Below are 22196 nucleotides of genomic sequence, written 5' to 3'. Positions count from 1 at the left end.
ATGAGTCAGAGTCATTTCTTTGCCCACCTCTCCCGCCTGAAACTGATCAACCGCTGGCCGCTGATGCGTAATGTGCGCACCGAAAACGTCTCCGAACACAGCTTACAGGTCGCGATGGTGGCCCATGCGCTGGCGGCGATCAAAAATCGTAAATTCGGCGGCCGGGTTAACGCCGAACGCATCGCGCTGCTGGCGATGTATCACGATGCCTCGGAAGTCCTGACCGGCGACCTGCCGACGCCGGTAAAATATTTCAATTCGCAGATCGCGCAAGAGTACAAAGCCATCGAAAAAATCGCCCAGCAGAAGCTGGTCGATATGGTTCCTGATGAACTGCGCGACATTTTTGAACCGCTGATCGATGAACATCACTACAGCGAAGAGGAAAAATCCCTTGTCAAGCAGGCGGATGCGCTTTGCGCCTACCTGAAGTGTCTGGAAGAGCTATCGGCGGGGAACAATGAATTTCTGCTGGCCAAAGGCCGCCTTGAGAAAACGCTGGAATCGCGCCGCAGCGCAGAGATGGACTACTTTATGCAGGTGTTCGTCCCGAGCTTCCATCTTTCCCTCGATGAAATCAGCCAGGATTCGCCTTTATAACCCCACACTTCCCCGGCCAGCGTCAGCCTGACCGGGGAAGGATGCCGCTGAATCAGAACGGAAACAGCACCGGGATCAGCAGGACGCACACCACCATCACCAGGAGGGTGAACGGCACGCCGATTTTGACAAAATCGCTGAATGAATATTTCCCCGGCCCCAGCACCAGGGTGTTCACCGGCGACGATACCGGGGTCATAAACGCCGCCGAGGCCGCCATGGCGACCACCATCGCAAAGGGATAAGGCGAAACGCCCATCGACTTTGCCGCGGCCAGCGCAATGGGCGCCATCAGCACCGCGGTGGCGGTATTGGAAATAAACAGGCCGATAGCCGCGCACATTACGAACAGGCAGCCAAGCATCAGGTACGGTCCTTTGCTCCCCGCCACATCCATGAGTCCCTGAACCACCAGATCCACGCCGCCGGTTTTCTGCAGCGCCAGAGCAAAAGGCATCATTCCGACAATCAAGATAATGCTCGGCCAGTGGATAGCTTTATAGGCGCTCTCGGCGTTAATACAGCGGAATTTCCCCATCAGCAGGCAGGCAATGATGGCCGCTATAGGGTTAGGAATTTCGTCAGTCAGCATCAGTGCGACCATCAGCACCAGACAGAAAATCGCGTGCGGCGCCTGGCTGTGCGCCGGCGAGGCGTCGTTGACCTCGATGGGCATATTCAGCACCACAAAGTCACGGCCCCGCTTAGCCAGCAGCGCTATCTGCCGCCAGTTGCCCACCACCAGCATGATATCGCCAAGCTGCAAGGCTTCATCGGTCACCGCGCCGTCAAGGGCTTTGCCATCGCGTTTCAGCCCCACGATGTTCAAATCAAAACGGGTACGAAAAGCGATTTCGCGCACCGACTTGCCAATCAGTTCTGAATCCGGGATCAGAGAGACTTCCGCCATCCCCACGTCCAGCGCCTGATCGGAAAAATATTCGCCGCGCAGCACCATCGGTTCGAGCATCTGCTCGCCGCAGAACTGGCGTAAATCCACGTCTGAGGCCGACATATCGATCAGCAAGACGTCGCGGGCGCGGAATTCCGATACGCCGTTAACGTTAACGATAACCCGTCGAAAGCGCCGCCAGCGCTCAACGCCGATAACGTTCGCCCCGTAGCGCTCGCGTAGCTTCAGGTCGTCCAGGCGCTGGCCAATCATCGGCGAGCCGGGGCGTATGGCCAGGCGGCGCGCGCGCCCCGTGAGATGATAATCTTTAATGAGATCGCGGAAGGTGCTTCTTTTTCGGCCATCTCGCGCTTGCTCGCCCTCTTCCCCTTTGAGCATAAAGCGCATCACCAGCATATAGAAAACGCCCAGAACCAGCACCACCAGACCTATCGGCGTAACGCTAAAAAAGCTGAATCCTTGCAGCCCTTCGCGTAAAAGTTCGCTGTTAACGACCAGGTTGGGCGGTGTGGCCACCAGGGTCATCATCCCGCTGATAAGTCCGGCAAAACTGAGCGGCATCATCAACCGCGAAGGGGAGGTGTTCATGCGCATCGACACGCTGAGCACCACGGGGATAAAAATGGCCACCACGCCGGTCGAGCTCATAAACGCCCCTAATCCGGCAACGGTTAACATCAAATAGACCAGCATTTTGGTTTCGCTGTTCCCGGCAACCTTCACCAGCCAGGAGCCCATTTTGGTGGCGACCCCGGTGCGCACCAGCCCATCGCCAATAATAAAAAGCGCGGCAATAAGAATAACGTTAGGATCGCTAAAACCGGAGAAGGCCTCGCTGAGCGTTAAAGTGTCGCTGAGGACGAAAGCGACAATCACCAGCAATGCGATAGCGTCCATGCGCACTTTTCCGGTGGCAAAGAGCACGACGGCTACGGCAAGAAGAGATAACACCCAAATCAATTCACCGTTCACAACTTATCCTTGTCAGAAGATGGAGTTGGAAGTCTGGCATAAAAAAGCCCCGCCGGCGCGGGGCTAAATCATGAGATTAATCTTTAAGGATAATATTCACGTTGCCGTCAGGCAGGCGTTCAACCTGCAGGCTCTCCAGCGTCGTTAATACTAAATCCGCTTCATCAAGACGCGGCGCATCGGCGGGCACATTGACCGCGATGGTGCGACAGCCGGCATTCAGCCCGGCGAGCAGACCGGCAGGCGCATCCTCCACGACGGCGCAATCCCCCGGCGCCAGCCCCAACAGTTCAGCCCCCAGCAGGTAGGCGTCCGGTGCGGGTTTCCCGTGCTTTACGCGCTCGGCGGTAACAAAAACCTTCGCCTCAGGCAGCCCCGCGGCACGATGACGAGCGTGGGCGACGGGTATCGAACCCGACGTCACGATCGCCCACGGAATCCCCGCGCGATCGAGCGTCCTGAGCAACGCCACCGCGCCCGGCAGCGCCGTTACGCCATCCGTATCCGTTGCTTCTACCGTTTCCAGCAGGGTGAACTCTGCCTGAATCTCCTCTTCGCTGCGGCCGGGGAGAAAATGACGCAACGAGGTTATCGCCTGTTTGCCATGAATGAAGTTCAGCACTTCATCATGAGGGATACTGAACCGATCCGCCCATTTGCACCACGAACGCTCCACTACCGGCAACGAATCGACCAATGTCCCGTCAAGATCAAACAGGAAACCTTTACACTGCACGGGAACCTCCATCAGGCGTTGATAATTTGGTTAATTTCGTTACTGCTTAAATGGTACTGACGCGGGCAGGAGTGCCAGGTGCTCAGCATGCGCTGGTATTTTTCCCACATCGGGGTCTGGGAGTTAAAACCGTGAGTGCCGGCGTCAAAGTGGCTGTAGCGCCCTTCAACGTTAACCATAAAGCGAACATAGCCGAGATAGCGGGCTTCGGTCGCCACGTCGAAGCCGAGGAAGGTGACCCGACGCTCGTCAATTCCGCTGGCATCCTTCAGGTTCGTCCAGGAGACATGCAGCGCGTGATACATCTCCATGATATCAATGATGGTACGACACGTTTCCTCGGTAAGCTGGCCAAACTCGCGGTCCAGCTCGCGCATCTGCAGCCCGTATCCACGCTCAATGATGGTCTGCAGGCGGCGGTAACGTTCAGCGTTGTCCGGATCGAGCATCGTCATCATTTTGTATTGATTCGACAGAATCAGACGCTGCGCATTGGTCATTTCCATTTTTGACTCCTGTGGCACTTTTACGACGTGAAAAAAGAAGGCGCATAATTCATGCGCCTTCTTTTATATGCGTTTTCCCGATGCAATTACAAATCATCAAGGAAAGTTTTATCCAGTTGTTTGAAGGCGCGCTTAAGCGTGTCAGCTAAAGCCTGATAATCCGGCTTGCCGTCAACCGGCGTCAGCGCTTGTCCCGCCTCCTGCAGTTTACCCCGTACTTCATAAAACCAGTTCAGTATCGACGGCGGCAGCGGCGTTACCGAACGCTTACCCAGCCACCATAAGCCTTGCATCGGCAGACTCAGCGCGAACAGCGCGGTAGCCACGGCAGGGCCCAGCTGGCCGCCGAGGGCGATTTGCCAGCACAGCGTGAAAATCGCCACCGGCGGCATGATGCGAATCGCATAGCGCGTGGCGCGAATAATACGGTTTTCAATAAACACCGGGGCAAGGCGCTTATCCAGGGGCCAGGTCTTTGCATAGTGCTGCCCGTGGCGAAACAAGCCAAAAAAACTCACAGGGCGATTCTCGGGACCGGACATGGCTTACCTCAACTTTACATATAAAACTTAAAAAATTTGTGCAAAACACCAACTGTGCATGACAACGTTCAAAAGATTTTGGCAATGGCGGCCTCAATCAGGTATTCTGTGCGCACCTGAGGGGCGGTTAGACCCTTTTACCAGGTTAGTCAAATTATCGCATATTCTGCCACCGGCTGAAAATTATGCAAAATGACATAAAATCAAATGTACTTCTCTCATCGTGCCCGAAAACAGTACAAGGCATGATGTTAATCATAAATGTCGATGTCATCCTGCGCTACGCTTTGTGACACACTGACGTTTTTTTAGCCACGTATCATAAAAGGTACTTCCATGTCGAGTAAGTTAGTACTGGTTCTGAACTGCGGTAGCTCCTCTCTGAAATTCGCTATCCTTGATGCCGTCAACGGCGACGAATACCTGTCTGGTTTAGCAGAATGTTTCCATCTTCCTGAAGCCCGTATCAAATGGAAAATGGACGGCAGCAAGCAAGAAGCCGAATTAGGCGCTGGCGCTGCTCACAGTGAAGCGCTGAACTTTATCGTTAACACTATTCTGGCACAAAAACCAGAACTGTCTGCTCAGCTGACCGCAATCGGCCACCGCATCGTTCACGGTGGTGAAAAATACACCAGCTCCGTCGTTATCGATGACTCCGTGATTCAGGGAATCAAAGACTCCGCCTCTTTCGCTCCGCTGCACAACCCGGCGCACCTGATCGGTATCGCTGAGGCGCTGAAATCTTTCCCTAATCTGAAAGACAAGAACGTTGCCGTGTTCGACACCGCGTTCCATCAGACCATGCCGGAAGAATCTTACCTCTATGCCCTGCCGTACAGCCTGTACAAAGAACACGGCGTACGTCGCTACGGCGCGCACGGCACCAGCCACTTCTATGTGACTCAGGAAGCCGCGAAAGTTCTGAACAAACCGGTTGAAGAACTGAACATCATCACCTGCCATCTGGGCAACGGTGGTTCCGTTTCCGCTATCCGCAACGGTAAATGCGTTGACACTTCCATGGGGCTGACTCCGCTGGAAGGTCTGGTTATGGGTACGCGTTCTGGCGATATCGACCCGGCAATCATTTTCCATCTGCACGATGCCCTGGGCATGAGCGTAGATGCCATCAACAAAATGCTGACCAAAGAGTCCGGTCTGCTCGGTCTGACCGAAGTGACCAGCGACTGCCGCTACGTTGAAGACAACTACCAGGAAAAAGCTGACGCTAAACGTGCCATGGACGTTTACTGCCACCGCCTGGCGAAATATATCGGCTCCTACACCGCGCTGATGGACGGTCGTCTGGACGCCGTCGTATTCACCGGTGGTATCGGTGAGAACGCCGCGATGGTTCGCGAACTGTCTCTGGGCAAACTGGGCGTACTGGGCTTTGAAGTTGATCACGAGCGCAACCTGGCTGCCCGTTTCGGCAAGTCTGGCTTCATCAACAAAGAAGGCACTCGCCCGGCTATCGTCATTCCGACCAACGAAGAGCTGGTCATCGCGCAAGACGCCAACCGTCTGACCGCCTGATTCCACACCGCCAGCCATAACCCTAAATAATTCGAGTTGCAGGAAGGCGGCGACGCAGAGAATCCCCAGGAGCGTACGAGTAGTACGTAACTGGGGTGAGCGAGTAAAGCCAACGCACATGCAACTTGAAGTATGACGGGAAGCTGGTGGTGCAGTTTTGTATCCCGCCTGATACTGGCGGTAACGAAAGAGGATATATCGTGTCCCGTACAATCATGCTGATCCCTACCGGAACCAGCGTAGGCCTGACCAGCGTCAGCCTCGGTGTTATCCGTGCTATGGAACGTAAAGGCGTTCGTCTGAGCGTCTTTAAACCTATCGCTCAACCGCGTGCCGGTGGCGATGCGCCAGACCAGACTACCACTATTATTCGCGCGAACTCCGACCTTCCGGCCGCAGAACCGCTGAAGATGAGCCACGTTGAGTCGCTGCTCTCCAGCAACCAGAAAGACGTGCTGATGGAAGAGATCATCGCCAACTACCACGCCAACGCGCAGGATGCGGAAGTGGTGCTGGTTGAAGGTCTGGTCCCGACCCGCAAACATCAGTTTGCCCAGTCTCTGAACTACGAAATCGCGAAAACGCTGAACGCTGAAATCGTTTTTGTGATGTCCCAGGGTACCGATACTCCTGAACAGCTGAAAGAGCGCATTGAGCTGACTCGCAGCAGCTTCGGCGGCGCGAAAAACACCAGCGTCACCGGCGTGATCGTCAACAAGCTGAATGCGCCGGTTGACGAACAGGGCCGTACTCGCCCTGACCTGTCGGAAATCTTCGACGACTCTTCCAAAGCAAAAGTCGTGAAGATCGATCCGGCTCAGCTGCAGAGCGGTAGCCCATTACCGGTTCTGGGCGCGGTGCCGTGGAGCTTCGATCTGATCGCCACCCGCGCGATTGATATGGCGCATCACCTGAACGCCACCATCATCAACGAAGGCGACATCAATACCCGTCGCGTGAAGTCCGTCACCTTCTGTGCGCGTAGCATTCCGCACATGCTGGAACACTTCCGCGCAGGTTCCCTGCTGGTCACTTCCGCAGACCGTCCTGACGTTCTGGTCGCCGCCTGCCTGGCCGCGATGAACGGCGTGGAAATCGGCGCTATCCTGCTGACCGGCGGCTACGAAATGGACGCCCGCATCAGCAAACTGTGCGAACGCGCGTTTGCAACCGGCCTGCCGGTATTCATGGTTAACACCAACACCTGGCAAACCTCTCTGAGCCTGCAGAGCTTCAACCTGGAAGTTCCGGTTGACGATCACGAGCGCATCGAGAAAGTTCAGGAATACGTGGCTAACTATATCAACGCCGACTGGATTGAATCGCTGACCGCAACTTCCGAGCGCAGCCGTCGCCTCTCTCCGCCAGCCTTCCGCTATCAGCTTACCGAGCTGGCGCGTAAAGCAGGCAAGCGCGTCGTGCTGCCGGAAGGCAACGAGCCGCGTACCGTTAAAGCCGCGGCTATCTGCGCCGAGCGCGGTATCGCCACCTGCGTACTGCTGGGTAACCCGGATGAAATCACCCGCGTGGCCGCCTCTCAGGGCGTAGAGCTGGGCGCCGGTATTGAAATCGTTGACCCGGAAGTGGTTCGCGAAAGCTACGTTGCTCGCCTGGTCGAACTGCGTAAGAGCAAGGGTATGACCGAAGCGGTTGCCCGCGAGCAGCTGGAAGACAACGTGGTTCTCGGCACGCTGATGCTGGAACAGGACGAAGTTGACGGTCTGGTATCCGGCGCGGTTCACACCACCGCCAACACCATCCGTCCGCCGCTGCAGCTGATCAAAACGGCTCCGGGCAGCTCCCTGGTCTCCTCCGTATTCTTCATGCTGCTGCCGGAACAGGTTTACGTTTACGGCGACTGCGCGATCAACCCGGATCCGACCGCTGAACAGCTGGCTGAAATCGCCATCCAGTCCGCAGACTCCGCAATTGCCTTCGGCATCGAACCGCGCGTGGCCATGCTCTCCTACTCCACCGGCACCTCTGGCGCCGGCAGCGATGTAGAGAAAGTACGCGAAGCCACGCGTCTGGCGCAGGAAAAACGTCCTGACCTGATGATCGACGGCCCGCTGCAGTACGATGCTGCGGTCATGGCTGACGTTGCGAAATCCAAAGCGCCGAACTCCCCGGTTGCCGGCCGCGCGACCGTGTTTATCTTCCCGGATCTGAACACCGGTAACACCACTTACAAAGCCGTACAGCGTTCTGCCGACCTGATCTCCATCGGGCCGATGCTGCAGGGGATGCGTAAGCCGGTGAACGACCTGTCCCGTGGCGCGCTGGTTGACGATATCGTCTATACCATCGCCCTGACCGCGATTCAGTCTTCCCAGCAGCAAGCATAATCTGCCCGCTGCATGCAAAAAGGCGACCGGATGGTCGCCTTTTTTATTTACAGCAGCTCTCGCGCCGCCGAGACAATATCATGCGCCGTCAGGCCATACTCCTTCTGCAAGAAATCCTGCGTTCCCACCTGGCCGTAGCGCTCTTTCACCCCCACGCGACGCATCGGAACCGGGCAGGTCTCCACCAGCACTTCCGCCACCGCCGATCCCAGCCCGTTATGAATACTGTGGTTTTCACAGGTCACGATACGCCCGGTTTTCTCGGCATAATTTTTCACCAGCATGCGGTCGATGGGCTTCAGGGTAAACATATCAATCACCGCCGCGCTGACCCCTTCCTGCTCAAGCTGACGCGCCGCCTCAAGGGCTTCCGCCACCATGATCCCGTTGGCAATCAGGGTGATGTCGTCGCCTTCGCGCAGCACATTCCCTTTGCCAATGGTAAACGTTGAGCCCGGCGCGTACACGCTCGGCGCCTGTTTGCGGATCGTGCGTACCCAGTAAAAACCGTCGAGATCGATAAGCTGCCGCAGAATATCCTCAAACATCACCGCATCGGTCACTTCCAGCACCACCGAATGGGCCAGACCGCGCACAATCCCCATATCTTCAAACGACATATGGGTTCCACCGTTATGGCAGGCGGTCACCCCGGCGTCAGAGGCGATCACCTTGACGTTATTCCGCTGATAATCGAGCGACATAAACAGCTGGTCGAAGCAGCGGCGGCTGGCGAAAGCGGTAAAGGTATGGACAAACGGCTTGCGTCCGGTCAACGATAGTCCGGCGGCGGTGCCGATCACGTTGGCTTCCATAATGCCGCAGTTGATGACGTGCTGCGGATGCTCCCGCGCGACGCCATCCATCGCCATGGAGCTCATCAGATCCGCTTCCAGCGCAATAATCGGGCTCCTGGCTTCAATTTGCTGCGCGACGAATCCGGCATAGACTTTACGCATCTCTATGGCATCTTTTTGCCCTGCGGGTGCAACCTTAATCATGTTCAGCCTCCAGTTGGCGAATCGTCTCGTTTAGCGTCTCTTTCATCTCCGCCGTCAGGCGTAAATGGTGGTTATTACTGAGATTCTCGAGATACGGCACGCCCTGGCCTTTCACGCTATCGAGAATAACCACGCGCGGGCGCGCATCGACGGGAGGTACGGGTTGAACCGCGGCCAGCAGCCCGGGGATGTCATCGCCTTTGACGGTGACAACATCAAAACCAAAGGCGCGGAATTTATCCTTCAGGTTGAAAGCGCAAATGATTTCATCCAGCCTGCCGTCAAGCTGTAGCTTGTTCCAGTCAACAAACACGGTCAGATTATTCAGACGGTGATGGGCAATAAACTGGAAGGCCTCCCAGCACTGGCCTTCATTCAGCTCGCCGTCGCCAACGATACAGAACACGCGATTCGCCCGCCCCGCCAGCTTATGCGACAGCGCCATGCCGCCGGCGATGGAAATCCCCTGCCCCAGCGAGCCCGTAGTGGCGTCCACCCCACGCGTTTTCAGCCGGTCCGGATGGCTTGGCAGCCGCGTACCGTTCTGGTTTAGCGTGCTCAGCTCCTCCATCGGGAAATACCCCTTAATCGCTAACGTACTGTACAGCGCGGGGCCGGCATGACCTTTTGATAACACAAAGTAGTCGCGCTCTGGCCAGTCCGGGTCCGCGGGATCAATTTTCATCACCGCGCCGTACAGTACCGCCAGCGTCTCCACGACCGACATACTGCCGCCGTAGTGGCCGAAACCGAGGTCCGTCAGCGATTTCAGGGTAGCGACGCGAATGTCCCGCGCCAGGTTAGTCACTTCTTGCACATTCATGATTTCGCTCCGCTGTTCTCCTGCGCGCCGCCGCCCACAGGTTTCTTTTTCACAAAAACGTTGTACGCCACCAGCAGCACAAACAACGCCACAACAAGGCCGGTAATCGCAAACGGCGACAGGTAGCGGGCCAGGTTACCCAGCACGATACCCACGGCGCCGAAATCCGCATCCGAGAAAGTGGTGTTGGCAAAGCCAATCGCCCCCAGTACCGGCAGCAGCAGCACCGGCAGGAAGGTGATCAGCAGGCCGTTGGCAAACGCGCCAATCATCGCCCCGCGCCGCCCGCCGGTGGCGTTGCCAAAGACGCCTGCGGTCGCGCCGGTAAAGAAATGCGGCACCACGCCGGGCAGGATCAGCACCCATTTAAACTGCCCGCAGAGGAACAGCCCGACCAGACCGCCGAGAAAACTAAACAGGAAGCCAATCAGCACCGCGTTGGGCGCGTAGGGGTAAACGACCGGGCAGTCCAGCGCCGGACGGGCGTTGGGCACCAGCTTTTCTGAAAATCCGGTAAAGGCCGGCACGATTTCCGCGAGGATCAGACGTACCCCTTGCAGGATGATGAACACCCCGGCGGCGAAGGTAATCGCCATAATGATGGCGTAAACCAGGTAGTTCTGGCCTCCGCTAAAGGTGCTTTCCACGTACTCGCGCCCCGCGCTCACCGCCATAATCAGATAAATGATCATCATGGTCAGCGAAATGGAGATGGAGCTGTCGCGCAGGAAGCTCAGGTTTTTCGGCAGGTTCATCTCTTCAGTTGAACGCGATCCTTTACCGCAGACGCTACCGATCCAACCCGACAGCACATAGCCCAGGGTGCCGAAATGGCCGAAAGCGATATCATCCGTGCCGGTAATACGCTTCATATAGCGCTGGGCCAGCGCCGGGAAGAACGCCATCACCAGCCCGAGGATCAGGGAGCCGGTAAAGACCAGCCCGACGCCTTCGAAACCCGCCACGGTAAGAATCACGCCGATCATACAGGCCATATAGAAAGTGTGGTGACCTGTCAGGAAGATATACTTCAGACGCGTAAACCGGGCGACCACAATATTCGCTACCATCCCGAACGCCATAATCAGCGCGGTTGAAGCACCGTATTTTTCCAGGGCAATAGAAACAATCGCCTCATTATTAGGAATAATGCCCTGAATATTAAAAGCATGTTCAAACATGCCCCCCAGCGGATTCAGCGAACCGACTAATACCGTCGCGCCGCCGCCAAGAACAATAAAACCCAGAATTGTTTTAATGGTTCCCTTGACGACATCGGAGAAAGATTTCTTTTGCGCTACCAGACCAATTAACGCAATTAAACCGACCAGCACCGAGGGTACTTTTAGAATATCAACAACAAAATTCAGCGTTTCAAGGATAAACATATCCACCTCGCTATCAATAATTATTGTCTGGCGAACCACGCGCGCAGCTGCGCTTCGAGTTCGTTAATATCGATGATGTTGGTAATCACCACCAGCTGGCTTTCCGGCACGCTGGCGCTGGCGGCAATGTCTTTTGCCATCACGAATAAATCCGCCGCGCCCGGCGTTGCCGACGACAGATCGGAGTGCTCTACCTCGGCCTCGATATCGAGTTTTTTAAGCACTTTTTTTATATTCATCTCAACCATAAAACTACTGCCCAGGCCAGAGCCGCAAATTGCCATAATTTTCATTGTTATCACCTTTTTTGGGTAGAGTACGTCCACATCACGCAGGCGCGTAATGGGTTATAAGCCGGATAATAAAATTGAATCAGTAGCGCGCGATGATCGTTTTTATCTCCTCAATATTGGTTGCCTGATGTAATTTATTCATATCTTCATCGCTGGAAAATAATTCCGCCAGGGCAGAAATCATTTCGATATGGCTATGTTTATCCGGCGCCGCAAGCATAATAATAATATCAACCGGGTCGAACTCCTCAGAGCCAAACGATACCCCTTGTTGCAGTTTCAACAGCGACAGCCCCAGGCCCTTCGCGCCCTCCTCAGGCCGCGCATGCGGCATCGCCAGTCCCGGGGCCAGCACGTAGTACGGCCCGAGCCGCTGATGCTGCTCCACGATGGCCGTCACGTAGGCAGGTTCGATAACGTCGGTCTTCAGCAGCGGCCGGGCGCAGATGTCCAGCGCCTGTGGCCAGGTCTCTACGCTTTGCCGCAGCGCGATGGTGGCATCAGAGAGCCAAGTCTTGAGCATTTTGTCCCGCCTCTTTTAGCAAAAGATGGGCAAACTTTATGCAAGCAGCCAATAGTTATCTGCGAGAACGATCACAAAGATAGCGCTACCAATGCTGAACATTCAGATTTGTGATAGCGCTATCAATTCGTAATCATCCCATCAAAACGCAGCAAAAAGGCCCGTTTAAGGCGTATACTCCCTGACACATGAAGTAATGGATGATAATAAAAACGTCTGTTTAGCAGGAATATGTATGTCTCTAACCCGAAAACGGCGTAGTACCGGTAAAGTCACGATCGCCGATGTTGCTCAGCTGGCTGGTGTGGGAACCATGACCGTGTCCCGCGCCCTTCGCACGCCGGAACAGGTTTCCGATAAGCTACGTGAAAAAATCGAAGCGGCGGTGCAAGAGCTAGGGTACATGCCTAATCTCGCCGCCAGCGCGCTGGCGTCTGCCTCCTCAAGAACCATCGCGATGGTGGTGCCAAATCTTGCAGAGGCGGGCTGTTCGGCGATGTTTGCCGGGCTTCAGCAGGTATTACAGCCGGCAGGGTATCAAATCATGCTGGCAGAATCGCTGCACCGTCTGGAGCAGGAAGAAAAGCTGCTGGAAACGCTGCTGGCCTCTAACATCGCCGCCGCCATTCTGCTTAGCGTTGAACACAGCGATACCGTACGCCACTGGCTGAAGAACGCCTCGATTCCGGTGGTGGAGATGGGCGCAATGCGCGCCGATCCGATCGACATGAATATCGGCATTGATAACGTAGCGGCGATGTTCGAGCTGACGGAGATGCTTATCCACCGCGGCTATCAGAATATCGGTCTGCTGTGCGCCAATCAGGAACAGTGGATTTTTCAGCAGCATTTGCAGGGGTGGTATAAAGCCATGCTGCGCCATCATATGTCGCCTAACCGGGTAATTAACGCCGCGCTGCCCGCCAACTTTTCCACCGGCGCTTCACAGCTGCCGGAGTTTTTGCTGGCATGGCCTGAGCTGGATGCGCTGGTTTGCGTTTCCGATGAGCTGGCATGCGGAGCGCTGTATGAATGTCAGCGTCGGCGCATAAAGGTACCGGATGATTTAGCCGTCGTCGGTTTTGGCGACAGCGACGTGAGCCGGGTTTGCCAGCCGCCGTTAACGACCATGGCGGTACCGCACCATAAGATTGGTATAGAAGCCGGGCGCGCCCTTCTGGAGCGTCTTACGGAGGGAAACTGGAGCGACAGAAAGCCCATCGCGTCCAGTTTATGCATGAGGGACAGCTGTTAGAAAACTACTCAGCCTCTTCCTGCTTTTCGCTTTTTGCTGACTCATTATTCGCATTGCGGGTCATCCACAGCGCCAGCGCTTTTAATGAGTCCGGAGTGAACTCATCGCAGCGGGCGGTGATCTCTTCCGGCGTCAGCCAGCACACTTCGCTCACTTCTTCTTCCTGCAGCGCGAACGGGCCGTGCGATACGCAGCTAAACAGGCCGCCCCAGACGCGGCAGTGTTTATCTTCGTAGTAGAACTGCCCGTGGTCAGCAAAAGGCACGCCGGCAATACCGAGCTCTTCTTCCGCCTCACGGCGCGCGGATTCCAGCATTTGCTCGTCAGCCTGCACCACGCCGCCGGCGGTGGCGTCCAGCATGCCCGGCTGGAAATCTTTTGTTTCGGTACGACGCTGCACCAGGATTTTGCCCATCCCATCATGAACAACAATGTAGGTCGCTCGATGACGCAGGCACTCCGCACGCATTTGTTCGCGGCTGGACTGTGCTATCACCTCATTGTTTTCATTAACAATATCGACCCATTCTGTGCTTGCCAAATGATTCTGTTCCGCCATCAGGAAACCTTACTTTTTAAAGCGCTCTTGCGGCGCGTCTATACGGTTGAGGGGTAAATTACGGGTAAATTGCGACCTCTGCAATAACCTGATTATCATCGAGTGCTAAAACCTGCAATTGCCCCTCGTTCAGAAGACCGTAGCTGGCGGTAAATCCCCCTTTAGGGATGCTGACCGAGCCGGGATTGAAGAGAAAAATCTCGCCGCGTTTCTCGGCAACCGGAATATGAGTATGGCCATAAGCCAGCACATCGCCAGCGGCGAGAGGAGGCAAATTTTCGGGGCTATACAGATGCCCGTGGGTCAGAAACAGACGGGTTCGCGCGCTCAAAACCTGCTGCCAGGGGGCGGTAATGGGGAACCGCAGCAGCATTTGATCGACTTCGCTGTCGCAGTTGCCGCGTACGGCAATCACCCGCTCCGCCACGCTATTTAGCGCCTCCGCGACCTGGGCCGGCGCATAGCCTTCGGGAAGGGCGTTACGCGGCCCGTGATTGAGCACATCGCCGAGGATAACCAGCCACTGCGCCCCACTGCGCGCGAACAGCGCAAGCACGCGTTCAGCGGCAGGCAGAGAGCCGTGGATATCCGAGGCAAACATCAGCTTCATACATTTCATCTCCACGCATTACGATCCCGCTATGATAACGGAACCGCTGGCGCTTATCAGCCCGCGCGTTTGGCTGAGAGTGCGACGTAGCACTGAACCGACGCCCGCTGCCACTGGAAGGTGGCGTAATCCACCAGCGCGGCGGGAACCTCATCGCCGTTCAGGACCAGGCGATTGAGCATCAGCGCCAGGTCGGTATCGGCAATGGACCATTCGCCAAATAGATTCTGCCCGCCATGGGACAGCAGAACGCCAGCCGTTGCAAACAGCTTGTCGGCGCTTTTTTTCCCGGCTTCGCTGAGCGGAGGTTTCTTTGCTGCGGCAAAGACCACGTCCGTGGAGCGCTCTTCGCGAATCGGCATTAAATCGCTACGCAGCCAGGCCTGCACCTGACGCGCCCGCGCGCGCTTTTGCAGGTCATGCGGGTAAAGCCGCTCCCATTCCGGGGGCGCAAAGCGCTCATCCAGATATTCGGTAATCGCGGAGGATTCGCTCAGGAAAAACTCCCCGATCTCCAGCAGCGGTACGCGACGCGTCGCGCTGTAGCCTTTCCAGCCGCTTTGCAAATGCTCGCCGCTGTCGAGGTTGATGGTTTTCAGGGTAAAAGGCAGGCTCTTTTCCTGCAGGGCAACGTATACGGACATCACATATGGCGAGAAAAAATCGGCGTCGGACCACAGGGTAATCGCGGGCTGGCTCATAGCATCCTCAATGGCTAATGTAATGGGGCAATACGCCAACATATCCTGTCTTTCAGAGGATGTCACTGACCGCCACGCTGAGGATCTTACATACTTCTCAGGGGGTGAACGCGATCGGCGAAAGTCATCCAGGATGAGGCAAACCTGTCGGATGATGCCAGTTCACCTATACTCGAAAAGTTTGCGACCTGTGACGGCGAGGAATTTTCATGATCGATTTTTACTACGCACCCACTCCTAATGGCCACAAAATCACGTTATTCCTCGAAGAAGCGCAGCTGGCGTATCGCCTCATCCGGGTGGATATCGGCAAGGGGGAACAGTTTCATCCGCAGTTTCTCGCGATCTCACCCAACAACAAGATCCCGGCGATCGTTGACCACGCTCCCGCCGACGGTGGTGGCCCATTAAGCCTGTTTGAATCCGGCGCCATCCTGCTCTATCTGGCTGAAAAAACTGGAAAATTACTGAGCGGCGAGCTCCGCGAGCGCCACGTCACCCTACAGTGGTTATTCTGGCAGGTCGGCGGGTTGGGGCCGATGCTCGGACAAAATCATCACTTCAACCACTTTGCTCCGCAGGCGGTGCCCTACGCCATTGAGCGCTATCAGGTGGAAACGCAGCGCCTGTATGGCGTGCTCAATCGGCGCCTTGGCGAGAGTCCCTGGCTTGGCGGCAATCACTACAGCATCGCCGATATCGCCTGCTGGCCGTGGGTGAATGCCCATCAGCGCCAGCGTATCGACCTTGCCAATTACCCGGCGGTGCATAACTGGTTTGAACGCATTCGCCAGCGCCCGGCCACCGTTGAAGCGCTTCTGAAAACAGAAGCCCATTAACCCCCTGCTCGCCCGGGAAGCTTTGATGTATGATTGCGGAAATTACTACACGGAGGAAGCCTGCCATGTCTCAACCAGACGCCATTATTCGAATTAAGAACCTGCGCCTGCGTACTTTTATCGGAATTAAAGAGGAAGAGATCGCCAACCGCCAGGACGTGGTGGTTAACGTCGCGATCCACTACCCGGCGGAAAAATCACGCAACAGCGAAGATATTAACGATGCGCTGAACTACCGCACCATCACCAAGCGCATTATTAGCCATATTGAGAATAACCGCTTCTCTCTGCTGGAAAAATTAACTCAGGATGTGCTCGACATCGCACGCGAACATCACTGGGTCACATATGCTGAAGTAGAGATCGATAAACTGCATGCGCTGCGCTACGCCGATTCGGTATCCATGACGATGAGCTGGCGGCGCTAGACGCATCTTAGGGAGGCGCTATGAACGTTCTGCTTACTGGCGGTACCGGCCTGATTGGCCGCCATCTGATCCCCCGGCTACTGGAGCTTGGACATCACGTAACGGTTTCTACGCGCAGCCCTGAAAAGGCCAAAAGCCGCCTCGATTCGCGCGTCACCCTGTGGCGCGATTTCGAGCATCAGGCGAACCTCAACGGCATTGATGCCGTCATTAATCTGGCCGGCGAGCCGATCGCCGATAAGCGCTGGACGGCGGAGCAGAAACAGCGTCTCTGCCACAGCCGCTGGGATACCACCCAAAAGCTGGTCACGCTATTCAACGCCAGCGATACGCCGCCCTCGGTGCTGATTAGCGGCTCCGCCGCCGGTTATTATGGCGACCTCGGTGAAGTCGTGGTAACCGAAGAGGAGCCGCCGCACAACGAGTTTACCCACAAGCTTTGCGCCCGCTGGGAGCAAATCGCCTGCGAAGCGCAGAGCGATCGCACCCGCGTCTGCCTGCTGCGTACCGGCGTGGTGCTGGCGCCGCGAGGCGGCATTCTGGCCAAAATGACGCCGGCCTTTAAGCTTGGCCTCGGCGGCCCTATCGGTAGCGGAAGGCAATATCTGGCGTGGATCCACATCGACGACATGGTCAACGGTATTCTCTGGCTGCTGGATAACGACCTGCGGGGGCCGTTTAATATGGTTTCCCCTTACCCTGTGCGCAACGAGCAGTTCGCCCACGCGCTGGGGCATGCGCTAAATCGCCCTGCCATTTTCCGCGTCCCGGCGGCGGCCATTCGCCTGCTGATGGGTGAATCTTCCGTTCTGGTACTCGGCGGCCAGCGCGCGCTGCCTAAACGCCTGGAAGCCGCCGGATTTGGCTTTCGTTGGTACGATCTGGAAGAAGCGCTGGCCAACGTGCTGCGGTAGTCCAGCTCCATCAGGGAGAGTATCGCTCTCCCTGATTAATTTATGGAATCCGCCTCGCAGCGCGCAAAAATCACCCGTCCTGTGTCGCCTTAACTGTGAATCTCATTCCAGTGATATGCCTTTCACTCTGCCATAACCCCTGTGTGTAATTTAACACCATCACACCGTTGACATTCGTCAACAACTTATTCAGCATTACCAGGACGAATTGATGAAGGAACATCCGGATAAACATATCAGAGCAGCTATTGACTACGCGCTGGCACGAGACTGGATTTTTATCACTGGCGGCAAAAGCGCTCACTGTTTTGGCAGGTTGATGTGTGGGACAGCCCGGCACCGGGAACATATGATGAGCATCTGGTCAACGCCTGCGGTACCCATTAACCACGCCAGGCAAATTATCAGAATGGTCGACCGCTGCCAGCCGCCTGCCTCGGGTCAGATTAACCACAAGAAGGATTAAACCATGGCGCTGTATAATTTTACGCTCACCCTCTCCGGCGTAACTGCTCGTACCGTGGGTCTGGAAGATGCGCTGCATGCCGCAGGCTGCGCTGACGCCCTGGTCTGTTTTTACGGAACGGCGGTCTATCTGGAGTTCGATCGCGAAAGAGACTCTCTTGAGCAGGCTATTCTGTCAGCGATTGCCGATATCGAATCCGCATCGGCTCTGAACGCGCGGGTTGAATCCGTCGATTCCGCGCTGGTCGGTTTAAGCGATATTGCCGAACTCACCGGCCTGACGCGCCAGGCCATTGCCCTGCTGAAAGATGGCGCGAGAGGCTCAGGTCAGTTTCCCGGGCCGGTACAGCGGGTTAAAGGCAATTCCCCGCTGTGGCGCTGGAAAACCGTCGTAAGCTGGCTGGTGATGGAAGGACGGCTTGCCGAAGATTCACCGCTGGTCGCCCACGCGACAGTTCTGGATAACCTCAACCTGGCGCTACAACTGAGGGCGACGCCGGAGAGCTCCACCGTGCTGCGCTATCTGCGCGGCTTCGGAAATCAGCCCCGGGCTTGTCCGACGGTTGCTTAGACGCATTGCCCTTCCGGCGCTTTATGATGTTAAGGTGGCGGAATAATCCACCGCTATGGACCGCTTTATGAGAATACTCACCACTCCGCGCCTGCGCCTCTCTCCGTTTCACTCATCCGACTGGCCTTTTTTCCTGCGCTTACGACGAGACCCGGAAGTGATGCGCTATATGGGCGAGATTCTTGAGGAGCCGGCGCTGCGGACGCTGTTTGCATCACGCTGCGCTGACCCGGGCGTATTCGTACTGCGCGACGCCAGCGGCGCGGCGGTTGGCGATATTGGCCTGCGCATCAGCGGTAAAAATCCGCACGAAGCGGATGTCGGATACGCTCTCATGCCTGATGCTCAGGGGAAGGGTTACGCCAGTGAAGCGCTAAAAGCGATTTGCGACTACGGATTTCAGCAGCTCGGCGTTCACGCAATAAATGCCTGGGTGCTGGGCAGTAACGCGGGCTCTTCCCGTCTGCTGGAAAAACACGGCTTTATCCGCATTCAGGTGCTCGAAAAAGCGTATCATCTGAACGGCATTGACTATGACGACTGGGTGTATCGGCTGGAGCGTTAGCCGCCCCGACGGAGAGTGTTCCGCCGGGGGCTGGACAGTGTTTACTTCAAAGAGCCCTTCAGGAACTGCTGCAGACGCTGGCTTTTCGGATTGCCGAAGACCTCGTCAGGATGCCCTTCTTCTTCAATTTTGCCCTGATGCAGGAAGATCACGTGCGAGGAGACGTGGCGTGCAAAGCCCATTTCATGGGTGACCACGACCATGGTTTTCCCCTCTTCCGCCAGCTGCTGCATGATCCGCAGCACTTCGCCCACCAGTTCAGGGTCAAGCGCCGACGTCGGTTCATCAAACAGCAGTACGTCGGGCTCCATCGCCAGCGCGCGGGCAATGGAAACTCGCTGCTGCTGGCCGCCGGAGAGATGAACCGGATATTTAATCTGCTGGCGTTCATCAATACCGACTTTCGCCAGGTATTTTACCGCCCGATCGCGCGCTTCCTGTTTACTCAGGCCCAGCACCTGAATCGGCGCCTCCATCACGTTTTCCAGCACCGTCATATGGCTCCACAGGTTAAAATGCTGGAATACCATCGTCAGGCGAGTACGTAGCAAACGTAGCTGATTTTTATCAGAAACCTTTAACTGGCCGTCTTTATCGCGAACCAGGCCAATGTTTTGCCCGTTAACAACGATCGTCCCTTCGCTGGGCTTCTCAAGAAAGTTAATACAGCGCAAAAAGGTACTTTTCCCGGAACCGGATGAGCCAATAATACTGATCACGTCTCCGGCTTTCGCCCGCAGTGAGACGCCCTTCAGTACTTCATGCTCGCCGTAACGTTTATGCAGATCGATTACATTTAATTTATTGTCGGACATGGCGTTCTCAGTGCGTCGAAGAAGGTTTGATATGCTGGAGCCAGCGCTTTTCCGCCCTGCGGAACAGGCTAATCAACACATACGAGATAATTAAATACAGTACTGCGGCAATACCGAAGGCGGTAAACGGCTGGTAGGTTGCCGAGTTAATATCGCGGGCAATTTTCAGCAGATCCGGCACCGTGGCGGTAAAAGCCAGCGCGGTGGAATGCAGCATCAGAATCACTTCGTTGCTGTATGCAGGCAGCGCAATACGCAGCGCGGAAGGCAAAATAATGCAGCGATACATTTTGACCGAAGAAAAACCGTACGCCCGGGCGGCTTCTATCTCGCCTGCCGGCACTGAACGAATCGCCCCGGCGAAAATCTCCGTGGTGTAGGCGCAGGTGTTCAGCGTCAGCGCCAGCACCGTACAGTTCAGGCCGCTGCGAAAGAAGGCGTTCAGCAGTTCTGTGCCTTTGACGACCTCAAGCGTGTACATTCCGGAATAGAACACCAGCAGCTGGACGTACAGCGGCGTGCCGCGAAAGATATAGGTGAACAGCCAGATGGGGAACTGGATAAATTTATTGCTCGACACTCGGCCAATGGCGAGGAAAACCGCCAGGATGCCGCCCATCACCACGGAAGAGATCAGCAGCCAGAGCGTAATCGCCACGCCGGTAAAGCGATAGCCGTCGGTCCACAGCAGGGATTTCCAGTACTCCTGAATAATATCAATCACAGGTCGGCCCTCTTCACGCCCACAGAATAACGGCGTTCGAGCATCAGCAGCACACCATTGGAAACCGTTGTAAATAACAGATAAATCAGGCCACAGACGATGGCAAAGTAGAACGGCTCCCAGGTGCTTTTACCCGCCAGCTGGGTTGCCTTGACCACATCTTCCAGTCCCAGCAGTGAGACCAGCGCGGTCGCTTTGAGGATAACCTGCCAGTTGTTGCCGATTCCGGGCAGCGCGTAGCGCATCATTGCCGGAAACAGAATACGACGAAAGGTTTGCCCACCGCTAAAGCCGAAGGCCGTCGCCGCTTCAATATGTCCCTTTGGCACCGCCAGGAAGGCGCCGCGAAAGGTTTCGGTGAAGTAGGCCCCGTAAATAAAGCCCAGCGTGATGATCCCCGCCACCATGGGGTCGATATCAAACTGCGCCAGGCCAAGCGCATCGGTTACGCCGTTGAGCGCAATCTGTAGCCCGTAGAAAATCAGCAGCATCAGCACCAGATCGGGCACGCCGCGGATTAAGGTGGTATAGCCTTCAAAAATCAACGCCAACGGACGATTGTTGGAAAGTTTCGCCCCGGCGCCCGCCAGACCGATAAGCACCGCCAGAACGACCGAGCTTAACGCCAGCTCAAGGGTGACCAGCGCGCCCTGAAAAATAACCTGTGAAAACCCGTACAGCATGCTGTCTGCCCTGTCTGTCATCAACCATCGCGCGCAAAATAACGCGCGACGGGGTACGCGGGATGCTTAGTCGCCGTACACGTTAAAATCGAAATATTTCTTCGCCAGCTTGTCGTAGGTGCCATCCTGGCGCATCTCGGCAAAGGCTTTATTCAGTGCTTCACGTAGTTCGTTATCCTCTTTGCGCAGCCCCATACCGGTGCCGACGCCGAACAGCTTCTCGTCTTTAATCGACGGACCGCCGAACTGATAATCCTTGCCGATAGGCTGTTTGAGGAAGCCTTCGCTGGCGGCGACTTCATCCTGGAACGCCGCGTCAATGCGTCCGGCAGTCAGGTCGGAATAAATATTGTCCTGTCCCTGATAGGAAACGATTTCAATGCCTTTTGGCGCCCAGTGCTCGTTGCCGTAGGTTTCCTGGGTGGTACCCTGGAGAACACCAACGCGCTTGCCTTTCAGCTTCGCGAGGTCTGGCGTAATATCGCTGCCTTTTTTCACGACCAGGCGTGAATCAGCCGCGTACAGTTTGTCGGTGAAGGCAATTTCCTGCTGGCGTTTTTCGGTGATCGAAAGCGAAGACATAATGGCGTCGATTTTCTTCGCTTTTAAAGAAGGGATCAGCGCGTCCAGCGGGTTCTCAATGAAGGTACATTGCGTATTGATACGCTTACAGAGCTCTTTTGCCAGATCGATGTCAAAACCCACCAGTTCACCCTGCGCATTCTTCGATTCGAACGGGGCATAAGTAGGATCGGTGCCGATACGGACTTTTTGCGGAATGGCTGCGAATACAGTGGAAACGCTGGAAAGGGCCAGCGCTAAAGAGAGAGACAACGCCAGTTTTTTCATAACTATCCTCAACAGACTGTCATTCTAACGGATTTAT

26 protein-coding genes are annotated in these 22196 nt (G+C 55.9%); 10 read left to right on the top strand and 16 right to left on the bottom strand.

The features are described 5' to 3' along the window. Nucleotides 1–600, top strand: coding sequence for a 5'-deoxynucleotidase (yfbR, locus tag ABLU67_RS06570; RefSeq protein ID WP_004852850.1), 600 nt, complete (start codon nt 1–3; stop codon nt 598–600). A gap of 52 nt (nt 601–652) precedes the next feature. Here yfbR and ABLU67_RS06565 read toward each other — a convergent pair whose 3' ends face one another. The 4 genes from ABLU67_RS06565 to yfbV form a co-directional block, all read right to left on the bottom strand. Further along, complete coding sequence (locus ABLU67_RS06565; RefSeq protein ID WP_014230256.1) at nt 653–2485, bottom strand: SLC13 family permease; 1833 nt, start codon at nt 2483–2485, stop codon at nt 653–655. 76 nt (nt 2486–2561) lie between these two features. After that, nucleotides 2562–3221, bottom strand: a complete 660-nt coding sequence (locus tag ABLU67_RS06560; RefSeq protein ID WP_009654668.1) for a sugar phosphatase — start codon at nt 3219–3221, stop codon at nt 2562–2564. Between the two features lie 11 nt (nt 3222–3232). Beyond that, a complete protein-coding gene (locus ABLU67_RS06555) occupies nt 3233–3727 on the bottom strand; it encodes a YfbU family protein (protein WP_004123152.1) in 495 nt (164 codons plus the stop codon). 86 nt (nt 3728–3813) lie between these two features. Further along, nucleotides 3814–4269, bottom strand: coding sequence for a terminus macrodomain insulation protein YfbV (gene yfbV / locus ABLU67_RS06550; protein WP_004104090.1), 456 nt, complete (start codon nt 4267–4269; stop codon nt 3814–3816). Nucleotides 4270–4605: 336 nt separating this feature from the next. Here yfbV and ackA point away from each other — a divergent pair, with 336 nt between their 5' ends. Continuing rightward, entirely contained in the window at nt 4606–5808 is a 1203-nt protein-coding gene (gene ackA / locus ABLU67_RS06545) for an acetate kinase (RefSeq protein WP_004123156.1), read from the top strand. Between the two features lie 200 nt (nt 5809–6008). Further along, complete coding sequence (pta, locus tag ABLU67_RS06540) at nt 6009–8153, top strand: phosphate acetyltransferase (RefSeq protein WP_014230257.1); 2145 nt, start codon at nt 6009–6011, stop codon at nt 8151–8153. 47 nt (nt 8154–8200) lie between these two features. On the opposite strand, the gene ABLU67_RS06535 is transcribed toward pta, so the two are convergent. The 5 genes from ABLU67_RS06535 to ABLU67_RS06515 all read right to left on the bottom strand — a co-directional run bounded on the left by ABLU67_RS06535 (nt 8201) and on the right by ABLU67_RS06515 (nt 12181). Next, nucleotides 8201–9154, bottom strand: coding sequence for a transketolase family protein (locus tag ABLU67_RS06535; RefSeq protein ID WP_224384623.1), 954 nt, complete (start codon nt 9152–9154; stop codon nt 8201–8203). After that, nucleotides 9147–9977 carry a transketolase gene (locus ABLU67_RS06530; RefSeq protein WP_064357788.1) on the bottom strand — a complete coding sequence of 277 codons (831 nt, stop codon included), beginning with the start codon at nt 9975–9977 and terminating at the stop codon, nt 9147–9149. The genes ABLU67_RS06535 and ABLU67_RS06530 overlap by 8 nt, the downstream gene beginning before the upstream one ends. After that, nucleotides 9974–11365 (bottom strand): PTS ascorbate transporter subunit IIC, encoded by a 1392-nt coding sequence (locus tag ABLU67_RS06525; protein ID WP_004852862.1) that lies wholly within the window; start codon nt 11363–11365, stop codon nt 9974–9976. The genes ABLU67_RS06530 and ABLU67_RS06525 overlap by 4 nt, the downstream gene beginning before the upstream one ends. Before the next feature lie 20 nt (nt 11366–11385). Then, on the bottom strand, nt 11386–11658 hold the full coding sequence (locus tag ABLU67_RS06520; protein WP_004870916.1) for a PTS sugar transporter subunit IIB: 273 nt from the start codon (nt 11656–11658) through the stop codon (nt 11386–11388). Nucleotides 11659–11737: 79 nt separating this feature from the next. After that, nucleotides 11738–12181: a PTS sugar transporter subunit IIA gene (locus ABLU67_RS06515; RefSeq protein WP_049079438.1), complete on the bottom strand. Its 444-nt coding sequence runs from the start codon at nt 12179–12181 to the stop codon at nt 11738–11740. Nucleotides 12182–12416: 235 nt separating this feature from the next. Here ABLU67_RS06515 and ABLU67_RS06510 point away from each other — a divergent pair, with 235 nt between their 5' ends. Next, a complete protein-coding gene (locus ABLU67_RS06510; protein WP_004852866.1) occupies nt 12417–13436 on the top strand; it encodes a LacI family DNA-binding transcriptional regulator in 1020 nt (339 codons plus the stop codon). A gap of 4 nt (nt 13437–13440) precedes the next feature. On the opposite strand, the gene yfcD is transcribed toward ABLU67_RS06510, so the two are convergent. From yfcD to yfcF, 3 genes are read right to left on the bottom strand one after another with little or no spacing between them, the layout of a single operon-like run. Continuing rightward, nucleotides 13441–13995, bottom strand: coding sequence for an NUDIX hydrolase YfcD (yfcD, locus tag ABLU67_RS06505; RefSeq protein ID WP_004852867.1), 555 nt, complete (start codon nt 13993–13995; stop codon nt 13441–13443). A gap of 58 nt (nt 13996–14053) precedes the next feature. Next, complete coding sequence (yfcE, locus tag ABLU67_RS06500) at nt 14054–14605, bottom strand: phosphodiesterase (RefSeq protein ID WP_014230262.1); 552 nt, start codon at nt 14603–14605, stop codon at nt 14054–14056. Between the two features lie 56 nt (nt 14606–14661). Next, nucleotides 14662–15306, bottom strand: coding sequence for a glutathione transferase (yfcF, locus tag ABLU67_RS06495; protein ID WP_201993008.1), 645 nt, complete (start codon nt 15304–15306; stop codon nt 14662–14664). Between the two features lie 209 nt (nt 15307–15515). On the opposite strand from yfcF, the gene yfcG reads away from it, so the two are divergent. The 6 genes from yfcG to ABLU67_RS06465 all read left to right on the top strand — a co-directional run bounded on the left by yfcG (nt 15516) and on the right by ABLU67_RS06465 (nt 19088). After that, nucleotides 15516–16145: a GSH-dependent disulfide bond oxidoreductase gene (gene yfcG, locus ABLU67_RS06490; protein ID WP_014230264.1), complete on the top strand. Its 630-nt coding sequence runs from the start codon at nt 15516–15518 to the stop codon at nt 16143–16145. A gap of 65 nt (nt 16146–16210) precedes the next feature. Then, a complete protein-coding gene (gene folX, locus ABLU67_RS06485; protein ID WP_004104107.1) occupies nt 16211–16573 on the top strand; it encodes a dihydroneopterin triphosphate 2'-epimerase in 363 nt (120 codons plus the stop codon). A 20-nt stretch (nt 16574–16593) separates the two neighbouring features. Next, the gene (locus ABLU67_RS06480) at nt 16594–17487 is read left to right on the top strand and encodes a TIGR01777 family oxidoreductase (RefSeq protein ID WP_025106667.1); all 894 of its coding nucleotides are present in this window, start codon (nt 16594–16596) and stop codon (nt 17485–17487) included. Between the two features lie 211 nt (nt 17488–17698). Further along, nucleotides 17699–17953, top strand: coding sequence for a hypothetical protein (locus tag ABLU67_RS06475; RefSeq protein WP_032720494.1), 255 nt, complete (start codon nt 17699–17701; stop codon nt 17951–17953). A 3-nt stretch (nt 17954–17956) separates the two neighbouring features. Next, nucleotides 17957–18523: a DNA-binding protein gene (locus ABLU67_RS06470; RefSeq protein WP_348852216.1), complete on the top strand. Its 567-nt coding sequence runs from the start codon at nt 17957–17959 to the stop codon at nt 18521–18523. Between the two features lie 67 nt (nt 18524–18590). Next, on the top strand, nt 18591–19088 hold the full coding sequence (locus ABLU67_RS06465; RefSeq protein WP_348852215.1) for a GNAT family N-acetyltransferase: 498 nt from the start codon (nt 18591–18593) through the stop codon (nt 19086–19088). A 41-nt stretch (nt 19089–19129) separates the two neighbouring features. Here ABLU67_RS06465 and hisP read toward each other — a convergent pair whose 3' ends face one another. The 4 genes from hisP to hisJ form a co-directional block, all read right to left on the bottom strand. Next, the gene (hisP, locus tag ABLU67_RS06460) at nt 19130–19903 is read right to left on the bottom strand and encodes a histidine ABC transporter ATP-binding protein HisP (protein WP_004852881.1); all 774 of its coding nucleotides are present in this window, start codon (nt 19901–19903) and stop codon (nt 19130–19132) included. A 7-nt stretch (nt 19904–19910) separates the two neighbouring features. Next, on the bottom strand, nt 19911–20627 hold the full coding sequence (gene hisM / locus ABLU67_RS06455; protein WP_004852883.1) for a histidine ABC transporter permease HisM: 717 nt from the start codon (nt 20625–20627) through the stop codon (nt 19911–19913). Further along, nucleotides 20624–21310, bottom strand: a complete 687-nt coding sequence (locus ABLU67_RS06450) for a histidine ABC transporter permease HisQ (RefSeq protein WP_265801359.1) — start codon at nt 21308–21310, stop codon at nt 20624–20626. Before ABLU67_RS06450 ends, hisM begins: the two co-directional genes overlap by 4 nt. Nucleotides 21311–21376: 66 nt before the next feature. Next, nucleotides 21377–22159 carry a histidine ABC transporter substrate-binding protein HisJ gene (gene hisJ / locus ABLU67_RS06445; protein ID WP_004123203.1) on the bottom strand — a complete coding sequence of 261 codons (783 nt, stop codon included), beginning with the start codon at nt 22157–22159 and terminating at the stop codon, nt 21377–21379. Nucleotides 22160–22196: the final 37 nt, after the last annotated feature.

The sequence above is a fragment of the Klebsiella sp. GN_Kp190 genome (genome assembly GCF_040061795.1).
In the GTDB taxonomy this organism is placed as follows: Bacteria; Pseudomonadota; Gammaproteobacteria; order Enterobacterales; family Enterobacteriaceae; genus Klebsiella; species Klebsiella michiganensis.
Note: the sequence above shows the minus strand (reverse complement) of the source record. Positions and strands in the feature narration are given on the sequence as shown.